This is a genomic window from Terrabacter sp. R4-6 (assembly GCF_057529065.1).
In genome coordinates this window covers 2,065,203-2,090,835 of the sequence record NZ_CP197224.1, presented here as the reverse complement: position 1 = coordinate 2,090,835, position 25,633 = coordinate 2,065,203, and the positions used below count along the sequence as shown (strand labels likewise).

Genomic DNA, 25,633 nt, shown 5'->3' with positions numbered 1-25,633 from the left:
TGGAGGCAGTGCCGAGTCAGACGATACGCGGGGCGCTAATGCCTCGCGCACCTCTGAGGAGCGCGTCGGAGTTGGCCAGTCCTCCGGAGCTTTGGCGCCAGAGAACGTCCTAAGTGGGTAGGGAGAGATCAATGGCGGGCTGAGTGCTTGAGGTACGGAGCCTCACCAGATCAGACCTGATTTACCAGTATGGCTGCTCGCAACGCCCGATCGTCCAGCGAGGTGGGTCCCCTTGTCGATCTCTAGTTGGGGGCGCTGAACTCAACGTTGAGCTCGGCGGGGACTTTCACGAGTGTCCTTCTCGCGATGTCATAACTCTGCGACAGGACGCTGGGGGTGAGCGCCGGTCCCGTTCAAGGGCACATTGGAGGCTCTGTGGCCTGAGAGCCTCCTTCAGACCGGACCGAGACAAAGAGCCGATCCCTCGCGGACCCGCACCAGTCGAAGCGTGACCTTCCGGGCCCCATCGGCGCTCGCCCCGTGATGTTCGGCCGGCTTCTTCCGTCTGGGCGAGTCACTGCCGCCTGCCATCACGGTTCTTGCCCTCGTTGATGTAGACCACGCCAAAGGACTTCACCTGGCGGTACTGCTGTAATCTGACCGAGATGTCGAAGGCGTCGCTGGACACGTACTGGTACATGTCCAGGCCTCGGCCTAGGTTGATGCGCCAACCGTTATTCGCGACGATCGAGCGGTCGTGGATGCTGGAGTCGAATGACACATCGAAGGTGATACCCGCCACAGCGGCTGCCTGCTTCACCTTGATCAGGAATTCGTATTGCTTCTGAAGCTTCTCCGCTCCCTCGGTGGTCTCGGTCGTTACGAGGCAGACCTTCATCTCGTCAGCAGGATCCTTGGCTGCGGCCAGTGCCTCGACGAGCTCCATGAGGTTGCGGGCCTGGTGGAATTGGCGAATGTACGGATCGGTAATGGTAATTTCAGACGCGTCGCGCAGGTAGGGCAATAGCAGGGTCTCGTACGAGACGCCGCGCTGGTTCTCCTGGAACTCGCGATGGCCCTCGAACAGCGGCTCGGGCCGTGGGTTGGATTCGACCGCGGGCGCCGCCGCAGTAGCTGTCCCGGTCGTCGTGCCCTCGGTGAGCTCCTTGGGCTGGCTGCCCCCACAAGAGCGGTGGTAGTAGTCCGGGTACTCGTCCTCCTCCAGCGTCGTGACGACATGCCACTCGCCGGCATGGTCCGAGTAGCCGAATCTCACCTCGCCCATGGTCGAGTCGATGCGCAGGATCTGGTCTTTGACTCGCTTGCGGCCCTCGATGGCGAACTGGAGGATCTCCTCGACCTCCTCCTTCGCCGCGTCGCCTTCCGGATGGATGACCTTCATCAGGCCGGAGAAGGTCTTGTGGATGCCGTCTCGATCGCGGGTGGAAATGTCTGAGCCGAGTGTGAAGTGCTTCTGGTAGCGATCGGAGTAGTCCGAGTTGCGCATCGACTTGAGCACCTCGGCGATGTAGTCGACGACGAAGCCGTAGCCGTCCGAGAACATCTCGCTGCGGATGGTGTCGACCTCCCAGCCCGGGATGTAGAAGTGCAGGCGGTCGAGGTAGGCAGAGTCGTGGTAGCTCTCGGGGAGTTCATCGAACAGGTCGGAGTGCTTGAGCATGTACGGCACGTTGTGCGACGTGTTGCCGACGAAGACCATCGACGCCTCTGCCCCGAGCGTCTCGATGCCACGGCTGAACGACTTGTTCGCCATGTAGTTCTTCATGATGTCGACGAGCGCCTTGTCGGTGCGCTTCTTCTTCCCAGCGAACTCGTCGAAGGCAACGACATCCCAGTAGCCCACCAGACCGATGCGACCGTTGGAGTTGTTGACGAAGAGCTTGGGTACGGTGACCTCACCGCCAGAGATGAGCATCCCGTGGGGCGAGAACTCCGAGAAGATGTGGGACTTGCCCGTGCCCTTCGGTCCGAGCTCGACGAGGTTGTAGTTGCGCTCGACGAACGGGATGAGGCGCACGAGCTGGATGAGCTTGGCGCGTCGGCCGAACAGTTCAGGATTGAAACCGACGGACTGGATCAGCAGATCGATCCACTCGTCGGTGGTGAACTCGCGGCGAGAGGTCACGTATCCGTCGAAATCGAAGTTGGAGAGCTGGATCGGCTTGATGGAGCCGAGAATCCACGGGACCACGCGAGGGTTGTCGCTGTGCTGGTACTCGATGTCGCAGATGCACCACACTCCGCCCACCAGGAGTTTGGGGTGGGCCTTGATCGTCGACGGCGAGACGAGCACCTGCTTGATGCCGAGGTTGGCGAACTCGGCCTCGTAGGTGTCGTCCTTCTCGTTGAGCTGGACCTGCACCTTGTCGATGACGCGGTAGCGGCCCTTCTCGCGGATGTTCGACTTGATGAGCTCGGACTGGCTCCGGTGGACGTAGTGGTCCGCGAGGATCTTTCGAACGCTCTCGATGCCGGACTGGATCGTCGCCTCGTCGTCGGAGGCGGCGTACTGGCCGAGGAGATATTCCAGGACGAACGAGGGCACAATCGCGTTGCCCTTGACCGCCTTGACCAAGTCCTTGCGCACGACGGCTCCGCCGAAGACGTCGTTGATCTTCTGGTCGAGGGCGGACTTCACGGGCGCAGTGGCGGGGGCTGGCGCGCCGCCGGGGCTTGAAGGGGTGTCGTCGACCACGGCAAGATCGGCCTGTTCGGTCATCGCAAGATTCTCCTAGAAGTCGAAGTCCGTCGTGAACGAACGCTTGATGGTGTAGTTGCCCTTCGAGAAGGACTTCCACTGGGTCGTGTTCGGAATGGGCTCTTCGAGCCGCAGTTCCACCTGTCGGTTGTTGAAGTCGTCGGCCTCTTCGCTGAGGTAGAGCGTTGCCGACTGATAGCGCTCCCGCTGGTCGTCCGAGGTGCTGTCGAAGGTCAGGATGGGCCGATCAGATATAGGTGTCTCGCCGGCGTACAGCCCAACGCGTACCTGGCGCGACTGGATCTTGTCCGTCACGGCCTCGCGTTGAAGAAGTTTGACCGTGAGCTGGCCCGTCGTGATTTTGTCGGTTTCTGGCATGAGGTCGACGGTGACCGGGCGTACGTCGTTCTTGCGCTTCTTGTTGACCGTGATGACGGGGACGACGATCTCTTGGAGCGAGGCGCCGCCGTGAACGTAGCGGGTGCCCGCTCCCGCCAACGGAATGCGCTGGATCGACTTCGGGATCTGAACGTCGACGTCTCCCACAAGCCCCACCTGTGCCGACGTGAACGTCATGAACGATGGGGACGGCTTAAGCGACTTGCCGAGCACATAGCGACGGTTGGTCTTTGTGACCGCGTCACCTTGGGGCTTCTCAGACACGTAGTACGCCGGCTCGAGTGGGGTGTCTTGGTAGAGGAAGCCGTGGTCTGCGGTTAGCAGGATGTTTGTCGCATTGGCGCTCGCCCACTTCTTCACAAGGAGCAGCAGTTCTCGAAGCGATTCCTGGGCGGCCTCGAAGACGGTGCGCTCCGTCGCGGCCTTGTCGCCGGCAGCGTCGATTCGGTCGTGGTAAACGTAAAAGATGTGGTGCTGCTTGTATAACGCCCGCAGCTCGTCGCTGGTCATCGACAGCACATCACTGGCGGCGAGTGCGTGACCGTTGACCGATTGCAGGACCTTGTTGCGGTTGGCCGTGCCGTTCGTCGGCTTCCCGTCCGCAAGTACGGGCAAGGCGCTCGGGTCGAGTTGCAGACTCGAATGAGGAAGCAGCGCTGCCATGCCGAGCTGGGTGTAACTGGGCAACGATCCGAGCACGGCCGACATGGAGGCGTCGAAGCGGTCCACGCCACGGATCATCGATGCGAGCTCATCCGCGATCTCGTAGCGCATGCCATCCGAGATGATCACCACCGCCTTGCTGCGTCCGTCCTTGACGACGGGGGCGACGTATCGGTCGAAGAACGCGGCTTGTGGCATGAGGGAGGAATGCTTCCACTCCTGGGTCTTGCCGAGAGCCTGCTGCCACACCCCACCGAAGTCGTATAGGTACTTATTCGCGTATTGCTTATCGACCGCGGTCTTGAGTGCTGCAAGTGGCTGCTGGAAGTCGGCGGTCTGGCACGCGTAGGTGAAGCGACGGTACAGCTGGTCGATGCGGAACCAGTCATCCCGGTACAGCTCCAGCCCGGTATCGGCCGACACAATCGCCTGAGGTAGGGCGTTAATGGCGGCGAACAGTTCCGACGCGCTCTGGATAGCCTTGTACACCTTGGCGTATGCGGCGTTCCACAGGCTCTCCTGGCGCTGTCGCACGATGTCAGACACCTCGCGTGGTGTCACCGACTGAGCGGCGACGTCGGCGGCGAGGTCGACGATGACCCGCCGGTCGACTTCCTCGAAGATGGTGACTCCGACAAGGTCGCGGGCGCTCCGGCTGGAGATCTTCGACTCCAGGTCGAGTGCTTTGCCTGCGCGCTCAGCGAGCGTCCTCATCGTGTCCTGGGTGCGCACGTCGTAGCGCAGGCTGTTGAAGTCGCTGCGGATGTTGCGGAGCGCATTGGGGGTGGGAGACGCAAAATCGACGAAGGCCCGGCTGAACATCCAAAGGACAAAATCGTCGATCGAGGGGGACTCGCTGGTGTACCTGTAGATGCTCGCTAGCCCGTCCCAGAGGAACTGGTCGAGGCCGAACGTGACCAGATCGTCAAACTTCGCGGCCTTGCCTGCGGCGTTCTCGACGAGGAGCTCTTGCGTGATGTCCGTCAGCTTGCTTCCGGCCGCCTTGACCAGGACCCGGCACATCTTGGCTCGGACGCGGGTGGCGTCGTCCCCGTCGGCTAGGAGCTTCTCGAGTGCCTGCTTCCGGCTCGCGGCCCCAAAGAACTTCTGATGCTGCTCGATGAGCGGCCCGAAGGCCGGGTCCTCGAGGCCAAGCTCGCGCTGCAGCATCGAGGTCTTGTCTGCAGTGAAGACGCCGTAGGCGAGCTCCAAATCGAGGAGCCAGTTCGCCGTGCCGCGTGGGACATCTCCGGAGCGGTACACGAGGTGCTTCGTGACTCCATCGGCGAGGACGGTGCTTTTCACACTGAACTCGTTGTCCAGCACCCGAATCACGTTCACGTCGTCAAGATCGAGCGCGTCGAGCTCCGAATCGTAGTCACCGGCCGGGTCATGCCAGAACACGACCCGTTCGGCGTCGAGTCGACGCAGGAGGACATCTCTGATGGAGCTCAGCTCACTCACCGGATGCCTCCAAGCCTGCGATCGTCCTCAGCGCAGTGCCGAACTTCGGGTAGTTCGCCTTGACCCCATCGTCGAGGTCAATGACGACGTTCTCGGACGCCTTGGGGTAAAGCGTGTCGTGCTCGTACGCGTTGAGCTCGACGAGGATCTTACGGAGCCGGTCGGCTTCCTTGGCGTTCCCGGCGCGCTCGGCGTGCTGGAGTGCCGACTCCAACTTGGTGATGAACTCACGCAGGTACGTCAGCACCGTCGAGACGGTAGACGACGTATAGCGGTGCATGTAGATCAGGGCGTTGAACGACCCCTTGGGGCTGGAGAAGAGCCAGTAGATCGGCCGCTTCTTGTACCGCTGAACGTGGTCGTCGTAGAACTTGGACCGCCCCGCCCGAGTGATGAAGTAGTCCCGCAAGTTCTTCACCCCGAGTGATTCGGTGACGAACGTGAGGTTTTCCTCAAAATGCTGATCACCGAACGTCGCCCGGAGGAACCGACGGAAGAGTCCACCCATGTCGTCCTCGAACCAGTCCCCGTCCACGATCGGAATGACGTTGTCCGCGTCCGGAGCGAACGTCGGGCTCGGCACCTTCGCGAGATAGTCCTCAAGGGTCGCGCCCTGGTCGGCGACGATCAGCCCCTGCTCATCGAGACTGTAACGACCGAACATGCAACCGACGGCATACGAAATGAGGTCGCGCACGAGTCGCGCGTTCAAGGCCTTCCCGGTTGCCGCGTCGGCACCCGACGCGAAGCGCAGCGTGACGGCCAGCTCCGGCCCCGGGGGGAGCCCGTAGAGCGAACTGACCAGATTGTCCAACGCACTCTGAAGCGCAGTGACCCGCTCGGCGTTGGCGAAGGCGCGTTGCGCGGAGATGGCGGTAATCCTCCGGAGCGACTCCATCGCTGCGGAGGGAACCAACATACTTTCAACGAAGCCAGGGGCGGATTCGTCGGCGTTCCAGTCTTCGCGATGGATAGCGATTAGCTCCTCCACCAGCTCGTGAAGACTACTTTCGGCTTCGCTCGAAACTGCCGCTGGCAGCGGAATGTCTCGCAGTGAGCCAACGTTGAAGTCGAGTGTCGCGCCCATAAACTCGAGCAACTCGCCAGCAACCGACGAATTAAAGATTGCCAGCACGAGATCTCGGGCGAGCCTGTCGGTCGGAAAGGCGCAGGCTCCCTTTGCGCTGAAGGTGCTCCCGATTCCCGCGTAGCGGGCCCCGAAGTCTCCCGAGGAAAGGGCTGACCAAGTTATGCTGTCAAGAAAGTATAGCGACCGTGACGGTAGCTTGTTTCCGAGCTTGCTTAGTGCGGAATAGGACGCAGGATCAAACGCAACGACGTACTCGTCGTTACCGAACCACTTCCGGAATGACCCGCCTTTGAGGTATGGAGCAAACTTAGACCCAGAGGAGCGAAAATCGGCGGTAGAATTAGCGTCGAATCGGATTGTGTTGCGAGACACCTCGTACCAAAAGCGCATGAACCGGTCATTGTCGCCAGTTTGGAAGCCCTGACGAACGGGGCAGACGTCTTCGACGCGTCTACCACTTTTGAAGGTTCCCAACAGCGCGTCTGACGCCCAGTATGCGATCGGTGCTCCCGGAATCTCCAAAAAGCGCTTCTGGTTTGCCGTGAACTCGTGATCGACAGTGCTCCCCATGGCGGCAGAACGGATTATGCTGGCCTTCTCAATGGGCGAATCGATATCGACCAACCTGAGATATCTTCCAAGCGTCGTCGACCTGCTCTTCGCCACGCACGTGGCAGCAACTTGAACCACTTCTCCGCCGATACTCTCGAACGCACGGGATCCGAGATGTACCATGCTTTCGATCGAGTAATGATGCAGTAGATCGGTTCGGAAATCACTGTAGCGTGCCAGGAACATCCACGACTGCATCGTAACCATGGCCGCGATGCCATGGGGCGAGACGAGTGCAAGGCCGCGCTCGAAGAACATGGCGAACAAGTCATAGCGGGTCTTCGGATACTCGCTTTGCGCCCATTCTTGGAGGCGGCCTCCCATGTTCTTGCTGCCCATATAGGGCGGGTTCGCGACCACCACGCTGTACCTCGGGGAAAGGATCTCTGCCTGGTGGATTGCCTGCCGAGCCCAGTCGAGTGCGTCGGCTTTGTACATGTCGCCGTCGTCACTGAGCGTCTCCAGGTGACGCGAGAGACGCTCAACGAGAGCCGGGTCGGGGGTGATGAGCGATCCGAAGGTGTCGGCCTCGGCCGATTGGTTCCAGAAGGCTTCTTCTGCGTGGCGATCCCCGTCTGTGGTGACGAGGTAACTCAGCTCGTCGGGGGTGAAGGAGATCGGGTCGAGCACGCAGATGTTCGGCTCGACCGGGTTCTTGAGGAAGAGCTTGCGTTTGGCGGCGGCCTTCATCGTCAGGGCGAAGGCTGCGAGTGCGCCGGCTCGCGGATCGATCTCGGTGCCGTAGAGGTTGTGGGTGAGTATCAGGCCCGGGATCTCCGACGGCGCGTACCCCTCCTCCTCGTAGATCGCATAGAGGAGGTCGAAGGCGTAGGTGAGCATGTGGCCCGAGCCACAGGCAGGATCGATGACCTTTAGCTCTTCGGGCCTGGTGATCTTGAGGAAGTCGCTCTCTTCGTCGACTGGGGCGATGTAGTAGTCCATCTGGCTGGCCAGACCGGACGATGGGCGGTTGAGCAGCCAGAGGCGGCCGAGGGAGTTCTCGACGAGGTAGCGGACGATCCAGTGCGGGGTGAACAGCTGGGTCGCGGCCGGGATCTCGTCGGCGCCGGCCTTCTTATTCTTCTGGAACCCGGCGAAGACTTCGGCCTTCCGCTCCGAGATGTAGAACTGATAGAGCCAGCCGATGACCTCGACGTCCTGACAGACATCTCCGGTGAGCACCGCGACGGAGCGGCTGAGCACGGAGTCGTCGGCGAGCAGGTTGGCCGGAATGAGCAGCTCGGTGTAGTCACCTTCGCGTTCGAACATGAAGGGCATGGCGGTGTTCCAGAATCGGCAGTAGTCCGCTAGGAGCAGCGCGTACGCCTCAGCCTGGGCGTCGACGCCGGGGCGCGGCTGGCGGGTGCCGTTGAGCAGCCCCGTGATGGTCGCGGCGTTCGCGGTCTTGACGATGGTGGTGTCGACCTGGCCGCGCTTAGCGGCGGACAGCACCTCGGGCTGGCCGACCTGGTCGGCCGCTGGCGAGACGACGCCGATCCCGGTGTAGCCGTTGGCGTCCATGAACCTCAGCGCGATGATCCGGTTGAACCAGGTGTAGGCCACCTTGTCCGCGACATTCGCCCTGCCCGAGTCCCCACCACCGACCGCGGCTATGGCCCGCTCCAGCGCCACGACAGCGTGCGGCCGTTCGACACGTTCGGGAGACCCCTGGGCGAGCACGGCCGTAACCCGGGCCCTCACCTCACGGATCAGCTCCGTGCGCGCCGAGACAGCAAACGACTTCAGCGGTCCAGTCTCCATCAGTTGTCTGCCTCCAAGCCTGCGATCTTCCTTAGCGCGGCGCCGAACTTCGGGTAGTTGGCCTTAACGCCGTCGTCGAGGTCGATCACAACGTTCGCGGATGCCTTGGGGTAGAGCGTGTCGTGCTCGTACTCGTTGAGCTCGACGAGGATCTTACGGAGCCGGTCGGCTTCCTTGGCGTTCCCTGCGCGCTCGGCGTGCTGGAGTGTCGACTCCAGTTTGGTGACGTACTCACGCAGATAGGTCAGCACCGTCGACACCGTGGATGGCGTGTAGCGGTGCAGGTAGATGAGGGCGTTGAACGACCCCTTCGGGCTGGAGAAGAGCCAGTAAATAGGGCGCTTCTTGTACCGCTGGACGTGGTCGTCGTAGAACTTGGACCTCCCGGCCCGGGTGATGAAGTAGTCCCTGAGGTTCTTCACGCCGAGGGACTCGGTGACGAACGTGAGGTTCTCCTCGAAGTGCTGCTCTCCGAACGCGGTCCGGAGGAACCGGCGGAAGAGCCCGACGAGGTCGTCCTCGAACCAGTCGCCATCCACGATCGGGATGACGTTGTCCGCGTCCGGCGCGAATGTCGGTGATGGAACCTTTGCCAGGTAGTCCTCCAAGGTCGCGCCCTGGTCCGCGAGGATCAGCCCCGGCTCGTCGAGGCTGTAGCGGCCGAACATGCAGCCGACGGCGTACGACACAAGATCCGAAATGAGTCCTGCAGACGACCTGCTGTCTGTCACTAGGTCTGAGCTCGTCGGCCCCCGCAGTCCGGTTGCCAGCAGCGGGCCAACAATCGCGTCGATCTCGTCGGCAACCTTGAGTTGCATCGATTGACGTTCAGAATCCTCGGTCAGCACGAACTCAATCGCCTCGCTCACCGAACCGCCGTTGGCGACCGCGAGCATCCTGGGGTGCGCGAAGTCATCTGCCGTCTCGCCGGATTCCCACTTGCCCTTGGCCAAGTCCAACATTTTCTGTCCAAGTCGCGTCAGACCAGACTTGGCGTTGTCCGGCCAATCAGGCTCGGGTAATTCGAGAACGTTCGCCACCTGGGTGTTTATCGTCGGGTTGAGGACGGCGACGAGAGCGCGCACCTCGCTTGAGTTGAGGTACGCCAACAGCGGTAGGACATCGTCCTCGCAGGCAGGCAGCAACGTCGGCGATGCCGAATCGAACTCTTCGTCCGCGTTCTTGATGCGGAAGCTTAGCCGCCCGATCTTCGTCCAGCAGATTCCCGCAACACCTCGGTTCTCATTGGGGTACAGCCCGCCATGGCCCCGGTAGAACTCGACAGCTGCTGACGAAAAGTCGACGACGAAGTCGCGGTTCCCGTAGAAGGGCTGGAAGTCTCCCCCCTTGATTAGAGGACGCCACCTATCGCTGTTCCTGCAGACCTCCCACCAGTACCGGATGTAGCGCGCGCCGTCGTGTGTCTTGAGACGCCCGCCAGAGCGCCAACGTGCTGAGACGCGCGGGCCACGGAAGACTTCGAAGTTCTGAATCGTGTGCGCGAAAGGGGCACCGGGAAGTTCCAAAAACCGTTCGGCGGGCAACTGGCGCCTCAGCACTGAGGTCTCCGAGTTGACTGCCTCTGCAAGTGCGCGACTCTTGGCCCGCTCGTCCCTTCCCGCAGTCAGGTCGACAAAGACTGACTGGCGCTTCCCCCCTGGGGCGTTCTCGATCACGAACGCAGCAGTCGACACGACTGCTCCGCCGATGCTGTCGAAAGCGGCAGTGCCAAGCTGCAGAAGGCCAACGACATGCCGTCGTTCCAGAACAGACCTGCGGAGCGCCTCGTACGTCGCGATGAACAGCCACGACTGCATAGTGATCATGCCAACGAGAGCGCCCTGTGTACTCAGCGCTAGGCAACGCTCGATGAACATGGCAAACAGATCTGCCTTGGACTGGCGATACTCCACCGTCGCGAACTCACTCAGAACCGAGGACATGCTCCCGCTGCCCATGTAGGGCGGGTTAGCGACCACCACGGAGTACCTCGCCGACAGCACCCCCGCTTGGCGGATCACCCGCCACGCCCACTCGATCGCGTCGGCCTTGTACATGTCGCCGCCGTCGTCGAGCGCGTTCAGGTGACGTGCAAGGCGAGCACACAGCGCGGGATCGGGAGTGATCAGCGATCCGAGCGTGTCGGCCTCTGCGAATTGGTTCCAGAACGCCTCTTCGGCGTAGCGGTCTCCGTCCCTGGTCACGAGGAAGTCCAGCTCGGAGGGGCTGAAGGAGATCGGGTCGAGAACGCAGATGTTCGGCTCGACCGGGTTCTTGAGGAAGAGCTTGCGTTTGGCGGCGGCCTTCATCGTCAGGGCGAAGGCTGCGAGTGCGCCGGCTCGCGGATCGATCTCGGTGCCGTAGAGGTTGTGGGTGAGTATCAGGCCCGGGATCTCCGACGGCGCGTACCCCTCCTCCTCGTAGATCGCATAGAGGAGGTCGAAGGCGTAGGTGAGCATGTGGCCCGAGCCACAGGCAGGATCGATGACCTTTAGCTCTTCGGGCCTGGTGATCTTGAGGAAGTCGCTCTCTTCGTCGACTGGGGCGATGTAGTAGTCCATCTGGCTGGCCAGACCGGACGATGGGCGGTTGAGCAGCCAGAGGCGGCCGAGGGAGTTCTCGACGAGGTAGCGGACGATCCAGTGCGGGGTGAACAGCTGGGTCGCGGCCGGGATCTCGTCGGCGCCGGCCTTCTTATTCTTCTGGAACCCGGCGAAGACTTCGGCCTTCCGCTCCGAGATGTAGAACTGATAGAGCCAGCCGATGACCTCGACGTCCTGACAGACATCTCCGGTGAGCACCGCGACGGAGCGGCTGAGCACGGAGTCGTCGGCGAGCAGGTTGGCCGGAATGAGCAGCTCGGTGTAGTCACCTTCGCGTTCGAACATGAAGGGCATGGCGGTGTTCCAGAATCGGCAGTAGTCCGCTAGGAGCAGCGCGTACGCCTCAGCCTGGGCGTCGACGCCGGGGCGCGGCTGGCGGGTGCCGTTGAGCAGCCCCGTGATGGTCGCGGCGTTCGCGGTCTTGACGATGGTGGTGTCGACCTGGCCGCGCTTAGCGGCGGACAGCACCTCGGGCTGGCCGACCTGGTCGGCCGCTGGCGAGACGACGCCGATCCCGGTGTAGCCGTTGGCGTCCATGAACCTCAGCGCGATGATCCGGTTGAACCAGGTGTAGGCCACCTTGTCCGCGACATTCGCCCTGCCCGCGTCCCCACCACCGACCGCGGCTATGGCCCGCTCCAGCGCCACGACAGCGTGCGGCCGTTCGACACGTTCGGGAGACCCCTGGGCGAGCACGGCCGTAACCCGGGCCCTCACCTCACGGATCAGCTCCGTGCGCGCCGAGACAGCAAACGACTTAAGCGGTCCAGTTTCCATCAGTTCGAGATTCGCTTTCCGTCGTTGATCGTCCTAACCAACGCCAGGCGGAGTGCTGCGAGGTAGGCGTCCACGTCCGACTCGGTCTCGATGAGCGTCGGTCCACCGGATGCCTTGATCGTGGCGACGCCCACTGTGGGCTTGTGCGGGTCGTCGTCATCCGAATCCTGGTCAAGCAGCCGCTCGATGAGACTGGGGTAGACAACTTGCTCGAAGCGCGCCTTGCTCTGGTCAAGCACGGCGATGAGCTTCTGACTAGCGGCCTCGGACACGAAGTGGTGCGCTGTGGTCTCGACTTCGACTCGGACGTCCTCGCTTGCCGATGCAAAGTAGGTCTCAAGGCGAAGCGACGTCATCCGCGTGTCGACCTCGGTCTTCACTGCCGCAAGAGACTCGGCGATCCTGGCTTCCACGGCACTGACAAGAGAATCTGACGCGTTCTTGAGCTGGTTCATCTTGTTGCCGCGGAACGCGTTGGGGTCCGCAAGGAGGGCCTCGACCGTGTCAGAGCTCCCTTCCGGGAGATAGCTGAGATTTGCGGTGTTGACGCTGAGCACGGCCTGCGCCTCGTCGAAGATCTTGGCTTGCTGCCCGCTGAGGAACGACTTGATCGGGTCGACGAGGTTCTCCTTGGCCTCGATGAGCTCGTCGGCCTTGTCGAAGTCGACGAGGTACCACTCCGCCGGTTTGCCGGTCACCTGGTCGAGCAGCGTGACCGCCCTCGACAGCTGGCTCACGAACGGGTACCGGCTGCTGATCACCAGAGCGTTGAGCTCTTCCTTCTTTGCGGCGAGCTTGTCCTTGCCGAAACGGGCCAGCTCGGTCGGATCGCTCGGCACTGCCCCGTCATCAAAGAAGTCGGCACAGAACTTCTTGAAGGCAGCGACCTTCGTCGTGTCGTACGCCTTCTGAGGCGCGACGACCGTGTGCGAGTGCTTGCCCGTGTTGCGGATCAGGGCGGCCGCCTCCGTGCGCACGATCGGGTTGGCGTCGACGCTGAGCATCACCTTGCCATTGCCGACCAGCCAGCCCAGCACGACCTCGATGGAGCCGAGATCCCACCCGTAGGGCTTGGACTCAAAGCGATCGACGATCTTCTTCACCGTGACCTGCTCTCCCAAGCTCGTCTGGGAGATGATCCAGGACTCCATCTCGGTGCCGGGCGTCGTCAGCGCACTCAGATTCTCGGTGCCGAACAAGCCGGTCTCGCTCTGGATAACTGCCGCTACCTGTGGTTCGGAGTAGGTCTTTCCCCCGAGCAGCGCCAGGCTCGTGTACGTGCGGCCGACGAGATCCTGGAAGCCGTCCGAGACCCGTGTCACGGCGTCCTGCGACGTCGAAGGCACCTCGGCCGCGTTAATGACTAGTTGCGCCTTGGCGATAGCCTGCCGGAGCCGCTCGATGAGCTCCTTCTCGCGATCCGCGTTCAGCACCTGCTTGGACTGAAGGATCGCCTGCATCGATGGGGTCGCCCCCGAGTTGGTGCGCTGTTTGGTGTACTTCTCGGTTTTGAGGAGAAGCCGGAGGTCGGCAAGCAGTCGCCTGTCGCGGCCGAGGAAGACGCGCAGCTCGTCCTTCCCAGCGCTCTGCATCTTGATCTCTTCGTCGGTGTAGTTCGTCTCCGGCGAGATGAAGTGGATGGTCAGCTCACGCTGGTTGCCGTGGACGATGTCGTCGAGCTTGTATCCGAAGGCGAAGTCTTGACCGTTCTTGAGGTACTTCAGCTTGTTCGCCTTGAGAATGTCCGAGGCTAAATACTTGAAAAGCTTGCTGGAAACCTCCGAGGAGTCGATGTCGACGCCCTTGATCTCCTTCTCGATCTCCTGCTCTTCGTTGGTGAGGTATTCGTAGAGGTTGCCATTTCGCTGGACGTACGACTGAGTCTCGAGAAGGTTGAGTGCCTCCTGCACTTGCTTACCCAGTGCCGTCAGATCGAGCCCGAAGCGGTCGTAGACGAGAACGGTCAAATTGCGGGGCGTGGCCTTGAAGGTGTCGACGTACTTAACGAGGAACAGCGCCTTCAACAGGCGGTTGGCCAGGATGGTGACCTCGGAGGTTGGATCGGGCAGGTGCTTCTCGGCCTGTAGGACGGCACTCTGCGCGGCCGATTTCAGGGCTGCGCTGATGCCCGCGAACATCTGGTCAAAGGTAGCGAGGTACCCGACCCGTTCGGCACCGATGCGCTTTGCAACCTCTTGAACGACACCCAGCATGGAGCGCTCGCCGACCGAGCTGTTCTTACCCTCGAACATGTTGTGGTCCGACAGGCCTTCGATCGCGGCCTGAAACATGGGGATCTGATACGTGACGAACGGGTAGGTGCTGATGAACCTGCCGCCGTCGACGTAGTTGCGGTACGTCTTCGCACCGTCGACGAAGTCGAAGATTGTCTTGAAGTTCTCCGCTTCCTTCGCATGGAGCGCCATCAACTCTGCCGCGCCTTGCTGGTTCTTCTCCAGAAGGCGCTTGCTGATAACCTCCTCTACGTCCTGACTCGTGAGCTTCACCTTGGCGCTGAACCGGGCCTGGATCTTGGAGAAGTCGTTGCCCTGCTGCCTGGTGCGGTCGCCGATGACCTTGTCCATGTCCTCCTGGGAGGTGACGAAGACCCACGACTGTCCCTTGCACTTCGTGTTGAGGGACTCGGCGATGGTCTGGAGGTTGAGCATGAGCTTGACGTCGTCGGCGATGAACTGGCCGACCTCGTCCACGAAGAAGTTGAGCCGGAATCCTGGGTCCTGCGTGTCGATATAGGCCTTGACTGCGGTGGCGAAGTCCTCGATCGAGACCGCGTAGGACTTTTGGTACTGAGCGATGATGCCCGGGTTCGCGTCGCCGTTGACCTCGGCGAAGGCCTTGTCGATGTTGTGGCCTTCGAGCGCAGTCTGCTCGCGCCCTTGAGACCAAGCGATGCCCGCGTGCTTCTGGAAGGCGGTCTTGAAGGCGTCGTACTGGCCGCGCTGATCGAGATCTTCCTCGAAGCGAGCGACTGCGCCGTCGTTTCCGAAGTACCCACGGCTCTCGTCGAAGACCTTGACGAACACCTTGAGGAGGGCATCGGACTGGTCCTTCGCAATCAGCGTCGCCTTCTGGTCGATGTTGAACAGCAGGCTCTTGGCGGGGATGGACGCCGCCTTCTTCAGCGATGCGGTGAGCATCGCGTCGTCGGTCTTGCTGAGGAAGCTGACGCTCACGTGAGCGCGGGGGAAGTCCTGGCCTTCGACATCGCCCAGGAGATGCGCAAGCATCTTCAGCAGGTGTGACTTACCGGAGCCGAAGAAGCCCGAGATCCACACGCCGTTGGCGGTCGTGTAGTTGGTGTACTCCTCGAGCAAGGGAGCGACGCCTTTGGCTGCGTCGTTGGTGAAGACGTACTCCTCGACCTCGACGCCGAGGTGGTCGACGTCGTCGGCCTTGACGACACCCTCGATTGAGCGTGTGACGTCCTTGAGGAAGATCTCGTTGAGTTTCATCGGGTCATGCTTCCTGGTCGAGGATGCGCTTTGCGCGGTAGAAGGAGTCGTCCTTGAGCTGGCCGAAGAGGACCAGCGCTGAGCCCTGAGTGGCCGACACTTCGTAGCGACCGGGGAAGAACATCAGCATCGGCTTGTGGGAGACAACAGTTTGAAGGTTGTTCAGTACGGTGTGCGACCGTACGAACGGGAAGACCTCGCCGATGCCAGTAAGGAAGAGGATCTCAAACGACTCGGCCTCGATGCGCGCCTTGATGGCCGGCGCGAGATGCATTTGGGGGTCGAGCATGTTCTGGAGCATCCGGAGGAAGTCTGCCTTGTCCATGGTTGGCTCGGCGGCTAAGACGCGGCCCCAGACCTTTCGCTCCTTGAGCAGCTCGACGCAAAGGTCGTAGAGGTTGATTTCGAGCACCTTGATTCCCAGTTCGGTGTCGAGCCTGGTCTTAATGCGCTTCCTTGCCTGAGCCACCTCGAGCGCCCACGTGGGGTCGTAGTCGTAGATGAAGTGAGCGACCTCGTTCCCGAGCCCCTCCATTCTGAGGAAGCGTTCGCTGCTGAGCACCCGAAAAAGGTGCCCCTCCTGCTGAGACAATGTCGTCTTGGGCTGCACGGTCGTCAGGCCACCTTGGTCGGAAAGAATCGGATGTCGCTCGGCGTGCGCTTGCTGAGGCATTCGGCGACGCGGGCCGAGAGAAGCGCAGGCTGGATATGACCTTGCTTGGTCAGCAGTGTGGCCTCCGCCATCATCCTGAACAGCACCTGTCGAAGCTTCCTGTACGTCGCTTCGGTGACTTCGTCGAGCTCGTCGTGCCACATCGCTTTGGAGCGGTAGAAGGAGTCGTACTCCTTGTAGGTGACAGTGCCGGCCAAAGTGAGGAAGCGTTCCCGGAGCACTTCCTCAGCGAACTCGCCGATCAGGTCGTAGCGTCGGCACGTCGCAGCCCACATCAGGTGGCTTCGTTCGGTGGACGTGCCCTCTGCGACGATCTCAAGCTCGTCGCCGGTCAAGAGCTCGAGGCGGGGGCCGAGGGCGCGCAGCGCGCGAGTGTTTGTGCTGGCAACTCGGCTCTGGAGCAGGTTGCCTTCCGTGATGACTGAACGCACAGCCGTCCAGTCTCGAGTACGCAGATAGAGCGGGGCTGCGACCGACGCCTCGCGCGCGAGCAATGCGCCCGATGTGAACGACAGGGCGTATCTCCCCGCTCCCGAACCACTTGACACGCGTTCCTCCTCAGATACCGCAAAGTAGGAAAGCGTATCGCTCGGCTCCGACAGTCCCGGGTACTCGCGTCCTCACTCCCTGCCGTCCGATCGAGTGGCAGCGCCGCCGCGCCGGACCCAAGCGTCGACCTCGGAGACCTGGAACTTCCACAGGCGACCCACTTTGTGTGCTGGCATCGCCCGCTCTGATACCCAGGCGTAGACCGTGTCCTTGGTGACCCCTAGGTGAGCGGCGATGTCGTCGGCAGAGAGCCAGGGCTCCGTCATATGTAACTCCAGGTTGGGCGGCAACTAGCGCATTCTAGCCAGTCTGACCCGGTTTCTCAGGGTTTCGTTGGTGCCCAAGGCCGGTAGCCGCGGCATGCACTCGGCCGCCTGGGTTGAACGAGATGCGCCATCAGACCTTCGGAGGTTCAGATTCCCTCGCAATGATTCCGGGTCCCGCCTCGCCGCCCACGAGTTCGGCCAGTCGAGCCACAACTGCGGGCCAGAGTTCGGGTGCCAGCGCTTGGCGGATCTCCGAGGCGAGCATCTCGGCGGCTCCCTCCACCACAGCCCGATTCAGCAGTCCCAGGCCCGTGTGCGGGGCGTAGTCCGGGTGCGCCGCCGCGGCGGCATGGGGCGGCCCGGCGTACCCGGTAGGCGTGGCGACAGATGCTGCCGGATCGTTCCCCTGTGGATCTGAGACGAGGACCGACTGCGGTGCCAGATGTGGCATGGGGAAGAGTTCGCTCTGCTCAAGACCGCGCACCTCCGCGATCTCGAGGAGAGCGTCGGGCACTTTCTCGTCCTCGGGCACCGGTAGGGGGTTGCCAGTGTGTACGACCGTCAGGTACTTGGTGGTTCGTGTGAGAGCGACATATAGGTGCCTCAGCCCCCACTCTGACTCGGCGACGATCGAGGCGGGATCGATGATGACGACGGCGTCGAACTCGAGTCCCTTGGCCTCAGCGGGGCGTGCCACGTTGATGGAGGCGTCCAGTTGGCCGGCACCGACGTTCGCCCACTTGACGTCGTGCCAGGTGAGTTCCTCCTCGAGCTTCTGCCGATACCGGTCCGGGCAGATGAGGCCGACGAAGCGGCCGCTGCCGGCGTGGCTGCGCGCAGCCGCCAACGCGTGCGAGACGACCTCCCATTCGTCGGCGCGGACCAGCTCGGGGTCAGCAGGACCTGATCTAACGACGGTGGGTGGGGTCAGGCCGGGCGCGGTGTACGGCAACAGTTGAGCGGCGAACTCGTAGATCTGGCGTGGCACGCGGTACCCGAGCTCGAGTTGTTCGAAGACGACATCTACCTCGACGGTGAGTGCGACGCGAATGTCATCCCAGTTGTGGCGCGCCCATGGGCCGGTGGACTGAGCGATATCCCCTACGACCGTCATCGACCCGTTTGTCGACCTGCGTCGGATCGAGCGCAACTGCATGGGCGAAAGGTCTTGGGCCTCGTCAACGACGATGTGCCCGTACGTTGCCGTGAAACGTCCGTTGATGAGCTCGTCGGCCTCGTCTAGAAGGGCGACGTCGGCATCGGACCACTGCTCGTCGGACACCTTGTCAGAGGCTGTGCGCGAGAGTCTGCGGACCTCAGCTGCAGTGAACTTGTCTCCCGCAGCCGCTAGTAGCCGATCGCGTGAACCCAACAAGTCGCGCAGGAAAGTCGTGGTCGTAAGCGACGGCCATACTCGATCGACCGCAGCGTCCACGATGGCAGCCGGGATCACCATTCCCCGTGGGGCTCGTGCCGAGGACTCCCGTTGGATGAAGGATCGCAGAGAGGACCGTCCGGCGCTGTAAGAACCTCGGCCACGGTGCCGCGGAAGTTCGGCTTCGATTTCCTCCCGCGTGAAGCGCGGACTGCCGAAACCACTCCCCACCTCGAGCGTGTCGGTGCGTTCCGGAAACCGCACCCGTTGCCACAAGGCAGTCTTAAGTAAGTCGGCCATACGAAGCTCGCCCTTGATCCGCCGCACAAGCGTGGCCTCGTTGCGACCGTTCGATCGCTGGGGTCCCAGCGATCGAAGATCGCGGTACTCCACGTTGTCGTCGCCCAGTCCGGGAAGGACTCCCCGGATGTACTTGGTGAAGGTGTCCGTTGGGCCAACTACCAAAACATCTTCCGGAGGGAGCGCCTCTGCATGGTTGAAAAGCAGCCATGACACTCGGTGAAGGGCCACGGCGGTCTTGCCGGTGCCAGGGCCACCCTGAATGACAAGGAGCCGATCCAGAGGGCTGCGGATGAGCGCGTACTGCGCCGCGTGGATGGTCTGAACCATGTCACGCATCTCGCCGGTACGGCCTGCTTCGAGGTCGCGCAACAGAGCATCATCAACCCCCCATCGCTCCTCGTCTGTGGCGCTCAGCTCGGCCACTCGTCGTGCGAGCTCCTCGAAAATTAGGTCGTCGAAGTCTTCGATCTCGTTTCGCGAGCATCTGAACGTTCGTTTGAGCGCGACGCCCAGGGCGTCTTCGAAGGACGCTTCGAAGTACGGAATGGCAGCGGGAGCCTGCCAGTTAATGACCAGCAGATCCCGCTCGTCGTTGGAGATCGCGTGCCGACCGACGTACAGCGTCTCGCCCTGAATGTCGATGCGACCGACAGCAACCGCCTCGTCGGAGTCGCCGAGCTTCAGCATGGCGGATTCTGCGGCCCGACGTACGGCGGCAGCGGCCTTCTTCGGCCCACCAGCTGCCTCGCCGGCGCCAGCGAGAGTCTTGCGCGTCGTCTCTCGAGCATGCCAAGCTGCATCGAAGTGCGCCTGCTCAGCCTTGAGCACATCCTGATCAACCGCCAACAAAGTCCCCTGTAACTCTTCCACGCTGTTGCTGGCGTCACCGTAACTTGGCCATGGTCAGCTCGGGGGATGAATCGCCGCATCGTGTCGGCCGCTTCGCTGTCGCCGCGTTCTCCTAAGCTCGTGGGGTGCATCAGGGGAAGCTGGTTATTCCGGTCGTCGGGGCCGTCATTCACTCCGACGGCAAGGTCCTGTGTGCCCGCCGGGCAGCACCCGGGAGGCTCGCCGGCTACTGGGAGTTCCCCGGCGGCAAGGTCGAACCCGACGAGTCGCCCCGCGACGCGCTCGTCCGCGAGATCGACGAGGAGCTGCGCTGCGAAGTCGTGGTGGGCGCCGAGATCGAGACGACGCGGCACGCGTACGACTTCGCGACCATCGTGCTCACGACCTTCTACTGCGAACTCATCGCCGGCGAGCCTCGCCTCACCGACCACGATGAGGTGCGCTGGTGCACCCCGCTAGAGATGAGCACGCTGGATTGGGCACCCGCCGACCTGCCTGCGGTGGAGCTCGTGAGGCGTGATCTCACCCATGGCCACTGACTTCAACTGGCTCGGCGACCTGTCACGTGACGTCCAGTTCGGCTACCTCGGCACCGACCAGCTGGCACCCCGGCGGCGCCACCCTCAGCTCGTCTACAACGACGCCGACAACACAGCGCTGCGTGTGATCCGCGAAGAGCTCGCCACGTGCGACAGCTTCCTGTTCTCGGTCGCGTTCGTCTCGCCGCGAGCGATCGCCCTCTTGCTGACGGACCTGCTCGAGTTCGAGGGGGAGGGACGGATCGTCACCTCCGACTACCTAGCCTTCAACTCACCGGCCGCCTTCGCCGAGCTGCTGCGTCTGCAAGAGCACGGCATCGACGTGCGCATCCATCGCTCGCCGGCCTTTCACCCGAAGGGCTACGTCTTCCAGCACGACACCTCAGTGACCGCCATGCTGGGCAGCTCGAACCTCACCGAAACGGCCCTGGTGAGAAATCACGAATGGAACCTGCGCGTCTCGGCCGCGAGCACGAGTGACCTCGGCAAGCAGCTGCGCCAACTCAGCGAGTATCAGGTCAGGGACTCCGTTCCGTTGACGCAGGACTGGGTCGACGCGTACGCGGTCGGCTATACGGCACCCCCGCCCCGCCCACGACGCCAGCCGACCGGTTTGGCAAGCGTCAGCCAGATCGACGCCCAGGATCGACTGGGCCAGAACCCCGACGACTGGCCCACGGCAGACGGCGGAGACGACGGCTTAACTGCCGGCGGGGCGCACCCGCTCGTGCTGCCAAACCGGATGCAGCGCGACGCGCTCGCTGCGATTGCCGACGTGCGAGCCAACGGTGCCCGGCGTGCTGTTGTCGTCTCCGCGACGGGCACCGGCAAGACGATCCTGTCGGCGCTCGACGTTAAAGCGGTGAAACCGAAGCGCATGCTCTTCATCGTTCACCGGGAGCAGATTCTTGACCGAACGATGCTCGAGTACGCCCGCGTGCTGGATCGACCCTTGAGTGACTTCGGCAAGCTCGCTGGGGGCTCACGGGAGCTTGACCGGCCCTTTGTGTTCGCCACGATCCAGTCGCTCTCCAAGGCCAGCACCCTCGCCAGCATCGATCCCCAAGCCTTTGACTATGTCCTCGTTGACGAAGTGCACCGCGCCGGCGCCCAGAGCTATCGCACGGTCCTCGACCACCTCGAGCCAGCCTTCCTGCTGGGCATGACGGCGACACCGGAGCGCACGGACCGTTTCAACGTCTACGAGCTCTTCGACTACGTCGTCCCGTACGAGATCCGCCTGACCAAGGCGCTCGAAGAAGAGATGCTGGCGCCCTTCCACTACTACGGGGTTGCCGACATCTCCTTTGATGACGGAAGCACGACCAACGACTACACGTTGCTGGCCAAGCTGACGTCTCCTGAACGCGTACGCCATGTGCTCGCTGGCATCGAGACGTATGGCCAGGCGGGAGTTGCCCCTCGGGGACTGATCTTCTGCAGTCGCAAGGAGGAAGCGCACCAGCTGTCGCAGGCCTTCAACGGCGCGACCTTGCGAGGACGACGGCTCAGGACTCTCGCGCTCACCGGTGATGACAGCATTCCAGCGCGAGAGTCCGCCGTCGAGCGCCTCGAGCGCGGAGAGCTCGACTACCTTCTGACGGTCGATGTCTTCAACGAGGGCGTCGACATTCCGAGCGTCAACCAGGTGGTCATGCTGCGGCAGACGCAGTCAGCCATCGTGTTCACGCAACAGCTCGGCCGCGGCCTGCGCAAAGCGGCTGGCAAGGACTACCTCGTCGTCATCGACTTCATCGGCAACTACGCCAACAACTTCCTCATCCCCGTAGCGCTTTTTGAAGACGAGTCGCTCAATAAGGAGTCGCTCCGGCAGAACCTCATTGGCGCAGAAGAGGTCGGCGTCGTCGCTGGGCTCTCGAGCGTCCGCTTCGACAAGCTGGCTGAGGCGCGCGTGCTCTCGTCCATCAGCCAGACCAGGCTCGACGACATGCCCAAGCTGCGAGCCGCGCTGACGGCGATGCGCGACCGCGTCGGACGCACGCCGCGGCTGGGAGATTTCTGGCGGTTCAAATCCACCGACCCCGTCGTCCTCGCCACCCGACGAGCCCACTATCCGAGCCTGCTGCAGGCCGCGCTCAAGGAGCCGGCCGACCTGACGCCGCGGCAGGCCAAGGCCCTTGAGCTGCTTTCGCACGAGGTCCTCCCGGCCAAGCGCGCCGGCGAAGCACGCCTCCTTCGGGCCTTGCTCACCACGCCGACTCTGAGCCGGGCCGACGCCCGCGACGCAGTCGGTGACGATGGCGGGACGGTGCCGGATCGGCGCCTCGACAGCATCATCGACACATTCACCCTCCACGGGCATGCGGAGGCTGACCAGAAGCGCTACCAGACCGGGATCGTCGAACGCGGCGACGACGGCCGCATCGGCCTAACGCCGGAGTTCCGCTGGGACTACGAGCGATCGCCGTCATTCCGGGCTCACGTCGACGACATCGCCGAAACCGGCAATGCGATGGCCACCGCTCTCTACGAGTCGTCGAGCCCCTTCACGGCAGGCCGGCAGTACTCGCGCAAGGAAGTGTGCCGGTTGCTCGGGTGGCCGCGGAAGTTCACGTCAACGATTTACGGCTATCGGGCCGATCCGGCGACCGGGGACTGCCCGATCTTCGTCACCCTGCATAAGAGCGAGGGCATCACCTCGAGCACCGCCTACGAGGACGCCCTCCTCGACCAGTCGACCATGCTTTGGTACACCCGCGCTCGGCGCACGCTGGCCAGTGCAGAGGTCGACAACATCGTGAAGGGCCGGGTGAAGCTCTACGTCTTTGTGAAGCGGGACGAGGCGGAGGGATCGCAGTTCTACTTCCTCGGCGGGGCGACCCCACTCGACTTCGAGGAGACGACCATGCCTGACGACGACGGGAAGGCCCTACCGGTCGTGCGTATGCGGCTGGAGTTCGATCAGCCCATCCCGGCCGGGCTCTTCGACTACTTCCATCCCCTCATCACGGTGTAGGCCTTCCGCGCTCGCGCGCAAGGGGTGGCCTGCGGTGCAGCGTCGCTGCGCCAGCGGCCACGCGCATGACGTCATCTCCCGCGGCGCAGCCTGAGACCTCAGCACGCCTGCTTGTCGGCTCCGTGGCAGTCGGTCCGCTCAGTCGCAGTTGGGGCAGGGGCCGGAGACGGGCATCTCCATGAAGCACGTGGGGCAGACCGCGCCGCGACGCGCCTCGGTCGCTGCCGTCGCACGCGGCGTGCTCGCCCGGACGACCCGGGCCTTGGCGTGCACGGTCGGCACCGCGTCGGCGGGCACGTCGGCTCCCCAGTGGCGATAGCACTCGAGCCGAGACGCGGCCGCGTGGTTCTCGCGCTCGAGCGGGTCGGAGATTGATGACTCGCCGGCGACACGAAGCACCTCGTCGTAGCCGACCCCAACCCGCCCGTCGTCCTTGTGCACCACCAACGACGTCAGCGGCGGCTCGTTGCGCACGTGGTTGACCTTGACCAGGTCTGCGAGAAGCGCCCCGATCCAGTTGCGCATCTGCGACTTGGTCCGCAGCGACGAGCGGCGCTGGACCTCCTCGGCGAGCTCGGAGTAGGTGATGACGGCGTTGTAGCGGCCCGCCGTCTCCACGAGCACCTCGTAGGCGTGCTTTGCCCAGTACTGCTGGGCGAACTTGGGCGTCACATACGTCTCGTGGTCGGTCATGTCAGCCATTCGGTGAGCCCTCGTGTTCCGTCGTCGAGCCTCCAGTCTCCTCCCTTTCACGGGTGAGCGGTGACGCGGGTGCCACGCGCGCCCCGCGGCTCGACCGCCGGCCACAACGAGACGAGGTATGCCGCCGGGCTGGGCCAGGCGGCATACCTCGTCGTTTCCCCCGGCGGAGAGCGTCAGCACGTGGCGGGCGCGTGGTCGTCCGGCGGCGGCCGGAAGTTGCCCTTGGACTTGGTGCCGTTGATGAGGTTGGTGCTCATGCCGTACGACAGGGTCGCGTAGGCGACGGCGTCGCTGTTCTCCGCCAGCGCCAGGTCGTTGTTGTTGGCGTAGGTGTCGCATGCCTGGTGGTAGCAGGGGTCGTAGGCCTGGCCGGCCGTGCCACCCCAGAGCGCTGCCTCCTCCGCCGTCTTGATCCCCTCGGCTCCCGTGAAGAGCCCACCGCTGGGCACCCCGGAGGCGATGAAGGGCCCGTAGTCCGAGCGACCGCTGAAGTCGGTGCCCTTGAACGGCAGGCCACGCGAGGTGAAGTACGCCTCGAACGTCTTCTCGATCTGCGCCGACCCGGCAGGCCCGGCCCCCGCGCCCACGCCGTCGGAGTCGTCACCGTCGTAGATGAAGAAGACGTGGTTCGGCGAGCCGATCATGTCGAAGTTGAGGTAGAGCGCGATCCGGCTCAGCTCGGCCCGCGTGAGGTTGTTGACGTAGTAGGTCGACCCGACGAGGTTGGACTCCTCGGCGCCCCACCACGCGAGTCGGATCGTGTTCTGCGGCTTGACCTTCGACAGGTTCTCCGCGAGCTCGACGAGGGCGGCGGACCCGCTGCCGTTGTCGTTGATCCCCGGACCCGCGTTGACCGAGTCGAGGTGTGCCCCGGCCATGACGACGTTGCCCTGGTTCTTGCCCGGCAGCTCCGCGAGGACGTTGTACGTCGTGGCGATCCCGCGCAGGGTGTCGGTCTTCAGGTGCAGGACGAGCCCCGGGGTGTTGACGAGCTGGATCCCGAGAGCCTGGGTGATGCCGACGGCCGGGAGGTCTGCCGTGAAGGTGGCGCCGAGGGTGCCGTTGAGCGGACCGGCGGCGTTGTTGTAGACGACCAGCCCGACGGCCCCGGCGGCCAGCGCGTTCTGGGCCTTGAGGGCGAAGGTGCAGGCGACCGGCAGGGTCGGCGGCGTGCCGCGCGACACGAGCGCGATGTTGCCGGCAGGGAAGCCGGCCCAGTCCGCGGGCTCACAGCCGCGGAAGTCTCCGCTGGGCGTGCTCACCGCTGCGGTCACGTCTCCACTGCCCGAGTAGGACATGCCGCTGTGCGGCAGCGGCCCGACCGGAGCCGGAGAGACCTGCTCGAGCACCGACGGCGTGAGCGAGACGAACGTCTGGAAGTCGAACGCCTGCCTCGTGACCTTCCAGCCGGCGGCCCTGACCTTCGCCTCGACGTAGTCGACCGACTGGTCGTAGCCCGGCGAGCCGGACACGCGGGTCGACCCGTTGGCGTCCGCGATGGCCTGCAACGCGGCCTGGTGGGCGCGGACCCCGGCGAGGTCCGTGCACTCGAGCAGCCGGGCGATGGTGTTGTTGACTCTCGTGGCGCAGGCGGCGGGGGCAGCCGTGGCGTTGATCGTCGAGGCGCCGGCTCCGGCGACGACGAGGGCGGCGGTGCCGAGCACGGCCGCAAGACGGGTGGTGCGCAATCGCATGTGAGTGCTCCTTCTGGGACGTCACGCGCGTCGGCCACGAGGCCGGCGGCATACGGAATCCGTTGATGCGAGGGCCAGCTCGTCGGTCAGGGGCGCCCTCCAGTCACGGCTGTGCCCCGGAGCAGGGGCTGCCGGATCGGCGCAGCGGCGACTGTGCGCGCATGGGCGACCTTGGATCAGCTGTCGGCGACGTCCCCTGACGTTC

Annotated in this window: 13 protein-coding genes; 2 read left to right on the top strand and 11 right to left on the bottom strand. The window is 63.4% G+C overall.

Annotation, left to right across the window (positions count from 1 at the left end):
- Positions 1-514: 514 nt before the first annotated feature.
- The 9 genes from brxL to ACSSS0_RS09805 form a co-directional block, all read right to left on the bottom strand.
- Positions 515-2,680: a BREX system Lon protease-like protein BrxL gene (gene brxL, locus ACSSS0_RS09845; protein ID WP_487230997.1), complete on the bottom strand. Its 2,166-nt coding sequence runs from the start codon at positions 2,678-2,680 to the stop codon at positions 515-517.
- Positions 2,681-2,692: 12 nt separating this feature from the next.
- Positions 2,693-5,185, bottom strand: a complete 2,493-nt coding sequence (pglZ, locus tag ACSSS0_RS09840; RefSeq protein ID WP_487230996.1) for a BREX-1 system phosphatase PglZ type A — start codon at positions 5,183-5,185, stop codon at positions 2,693-2,695.
- Positions 5,178-8,648, bottom strand: coding sequence for a BREX-1 system adenine-specific DNA-methyltransferase PglX (pglX, locus tag ACSSS0_RS09835; RefSeq protein ID WP_487230995.1), 3,471 nt, complete (start codon positions 8,646-8,648; stop codon positions 5,178-5,180). Before pglX (ACSSS0_RS09835) ends, pglZ begins: the two co-directional genes overlap by 8 nt.
- Entirely contained in the window at positions 8,648-12,028 is a 3,381-nt protein-coding gene (pglX, locus tag ACSSS0_RS09830) for a BREX-1 system adenine-specific DNA-methyltransferase PglX (RefSeq protein WP_487230994.1), read from the bottom strand. Before pglX (ACSSS0_RS09830) ends, pglX (ACSSS0_RS09835) begins: the two co-directional genes overlap by 1 nt.
- Positions 12,028-15,501, bottom strand: coding sequence for a BREX system P-loop protein BrxC (gene brxC / locus ACSSS0_RS09825; protein WP_487230993.1), 3,474 nt, complete (start codon positions 15,499-15,501; stop codon positions 12,028-12,030). Before brxC ends, pglX (ACSSS0_RS09830) begins: the two co-directional genes overlap by 1 nt.
- Before the next feature lie 4 nt (positions 15,502-15,505).
- Entirely contained in the window at positions 15,506-16,111 is a 606-nt protein-coding gene (locus ACSSS0_RS09820; RefSeq protein ID WP_487230992.1) for a DUF1788 domain-containing protein, read from the bottom strand.
- A gap of 5 nt (positions 16,112-16,116) precedes the next feature.
- Positions 16,117-16,722: a DUF1819 family protein gene (locus ACSSS0_RS09815; RefSeq protein ID WP_487230991.1), complete on the bottom strand. Its 606-nt coding sequence runs from the start codon at positions 16,720-16,722 to the stop codon at positions 16,117-16,119.
- A gap of 72 nt (positions 16,723-16,794) precedes the next feature.
- Positions 16,795-16,989 (bottom strand): helix-turn-helix domain-containing protein, encoded by a 195-nt coding sequence (locus ACSSS0_RS09810; protein ID WP_487231204.1) that lies wholly within the window; start codon positions 16,987-16,989, stop codon positions 16,795-16,797.
- Between the two features lie 130 nt (positions 16,990-17,119).
- Entirely contained in the window at positions 17,120-19,354 is a 2,235-nt protein-coding gene (locus ACSSS0_RS09805; RefSeq protein ID WP_487230990.1) for a HelD family protein, read from the bottom strand.
- Positions 19,355-19,641: 287 nt separating this feature from the next.
- Here ACSSS0_RS09805 and ACSSS0_RS09800 point away from each other — a divergent pair, with 287 nt between their 5' ends.
- Both ACSSS0_RS09800 and ACSSS0_RS09795 read left to right on the top strand, forming a co-directional pair.
- Positions 19,642-20,055, top strand: coding sequence for a (deoxy)nucleoside triphosphate pyrophosphohydrolase (locus ACSSS0_RS09800; protein ID WP_487230989.1), 414 nt, complete (start codon positions 19,642-19,644; stop codon positions 20,053-20,055).
- Positions 20,045-23,032, top strand: coding sequence for a DUF3427 domain-containing protein (locus tag ACSSS0_RS09795; protein ID WP_487230988.1), 2,988 nt, complete (start codon positions 20,045-20,047; stop codon positions 23,030-23,032). Before ACSSS0_RS09800 ends, ACSSS0_RS09795 begins: the two co-directional genes overlap by 11 nt.
- Positions 23,033-23,170: 138 nt before the next feature.
- Here the strand turns inward: ACSSS0_RS09795 and ACSSS0_RS09790 are convergent, their stop codons facing one another.
- The gene (locus ACSSS0_RS09790; RefSeq protein WP_487230987.1) at positions 23,171-23,734 is read right to left on the bottom strand and encodes a hypothetical protein; all 564 of its coding nucleotides are present in this window, start codon (positions 23,732-23,734) and stop codon (positions 23,171-23,173) included.
- A gap of 173 nt (positions 23,735-23,907) precedes the next feature.
- Complete coding sequence (locus tag ACSSS0_RS09785) at positions 23,908-25,428, bottom strand: M28 family metallopeptidase (RefSeq protein WP_487230986.1); 1,521 nt, start codon at positions 25,426-25,428, stop codon at positions 23,908-23,910.
- Positions 25,429-25,633: the final 205 nt, after the last annotated feature.

What these genes read in the sequence shown, in the direction of transcription:
- brxL (WP_487230997.1), bottom strand. Translation starts at nt 2,680, where the DNA reads ATGACCGAACAGGCCGATCTTGCCGTGGTCGACGACACCCCTTCAAGC.
- pglX (WP_487230995.1), bottom strand. Translation starts at nt 8,648, where the DNA reads ATGGAGACTGGACCGCTGAAGTCGTTTGCTGTCTCGGCGCGCACGGAG.
- pglX (WP_487230994.1), bottom strand. Translation starts at nt 12,028, where the DNA reads ATGGAAACTGGACCGCTTAAGTCGTTTGCTGTCTCGGCGCGCACGGAG.
- brxC (WP_487230993.1), bottom strand. Translation starts at nt 15,501, where the DNA reads ATGAAACTCAACGAGATCTTCCTCAAGGACGTCACACGCTCAATCGAG.
- ACSSS0_RS09810 (WP_487231204.1), bottom strand. Translation starts at nt 16,989, where the DNA reads ATGACGGAGCCCTGGCTCTCTGCCGACGACATCGCCGCTCACCTAGGG.
- ACSSS0_RS09805 (WP_487230990.1), bottom strand. Translation starts at nt 19,354, where the DNA reads ATGCTGAAGCTCGGCGACTCCGACGAGGCGGTTGCTGTCGGTCGCATC.
- ACSSS0_RS09795 (WP_487230988.1), top strand. Translation starts at nt 20,045, where the DNA reads ATGGCCACTGACTTCAACTGGCTCGGCGACCTGTCACGTGACGTCCAG.
- ACSSS0_RS09790 (WP_487230987.1), bottom strand. Translation starts at nt 23,734, where the DNA reads ATGGCTGACATGACCGACCACGAGACGTATGTGACGCCCAAGTTCGCC.
- ACSSS0_RS09785 (WP_487230986.1), bottom strand. Translation starts at nt 25,428, where the DNA reads ATGCGATTGCGCACCACCCGTCTTGCGGCCGTGCTCGGCACCGCCGCC.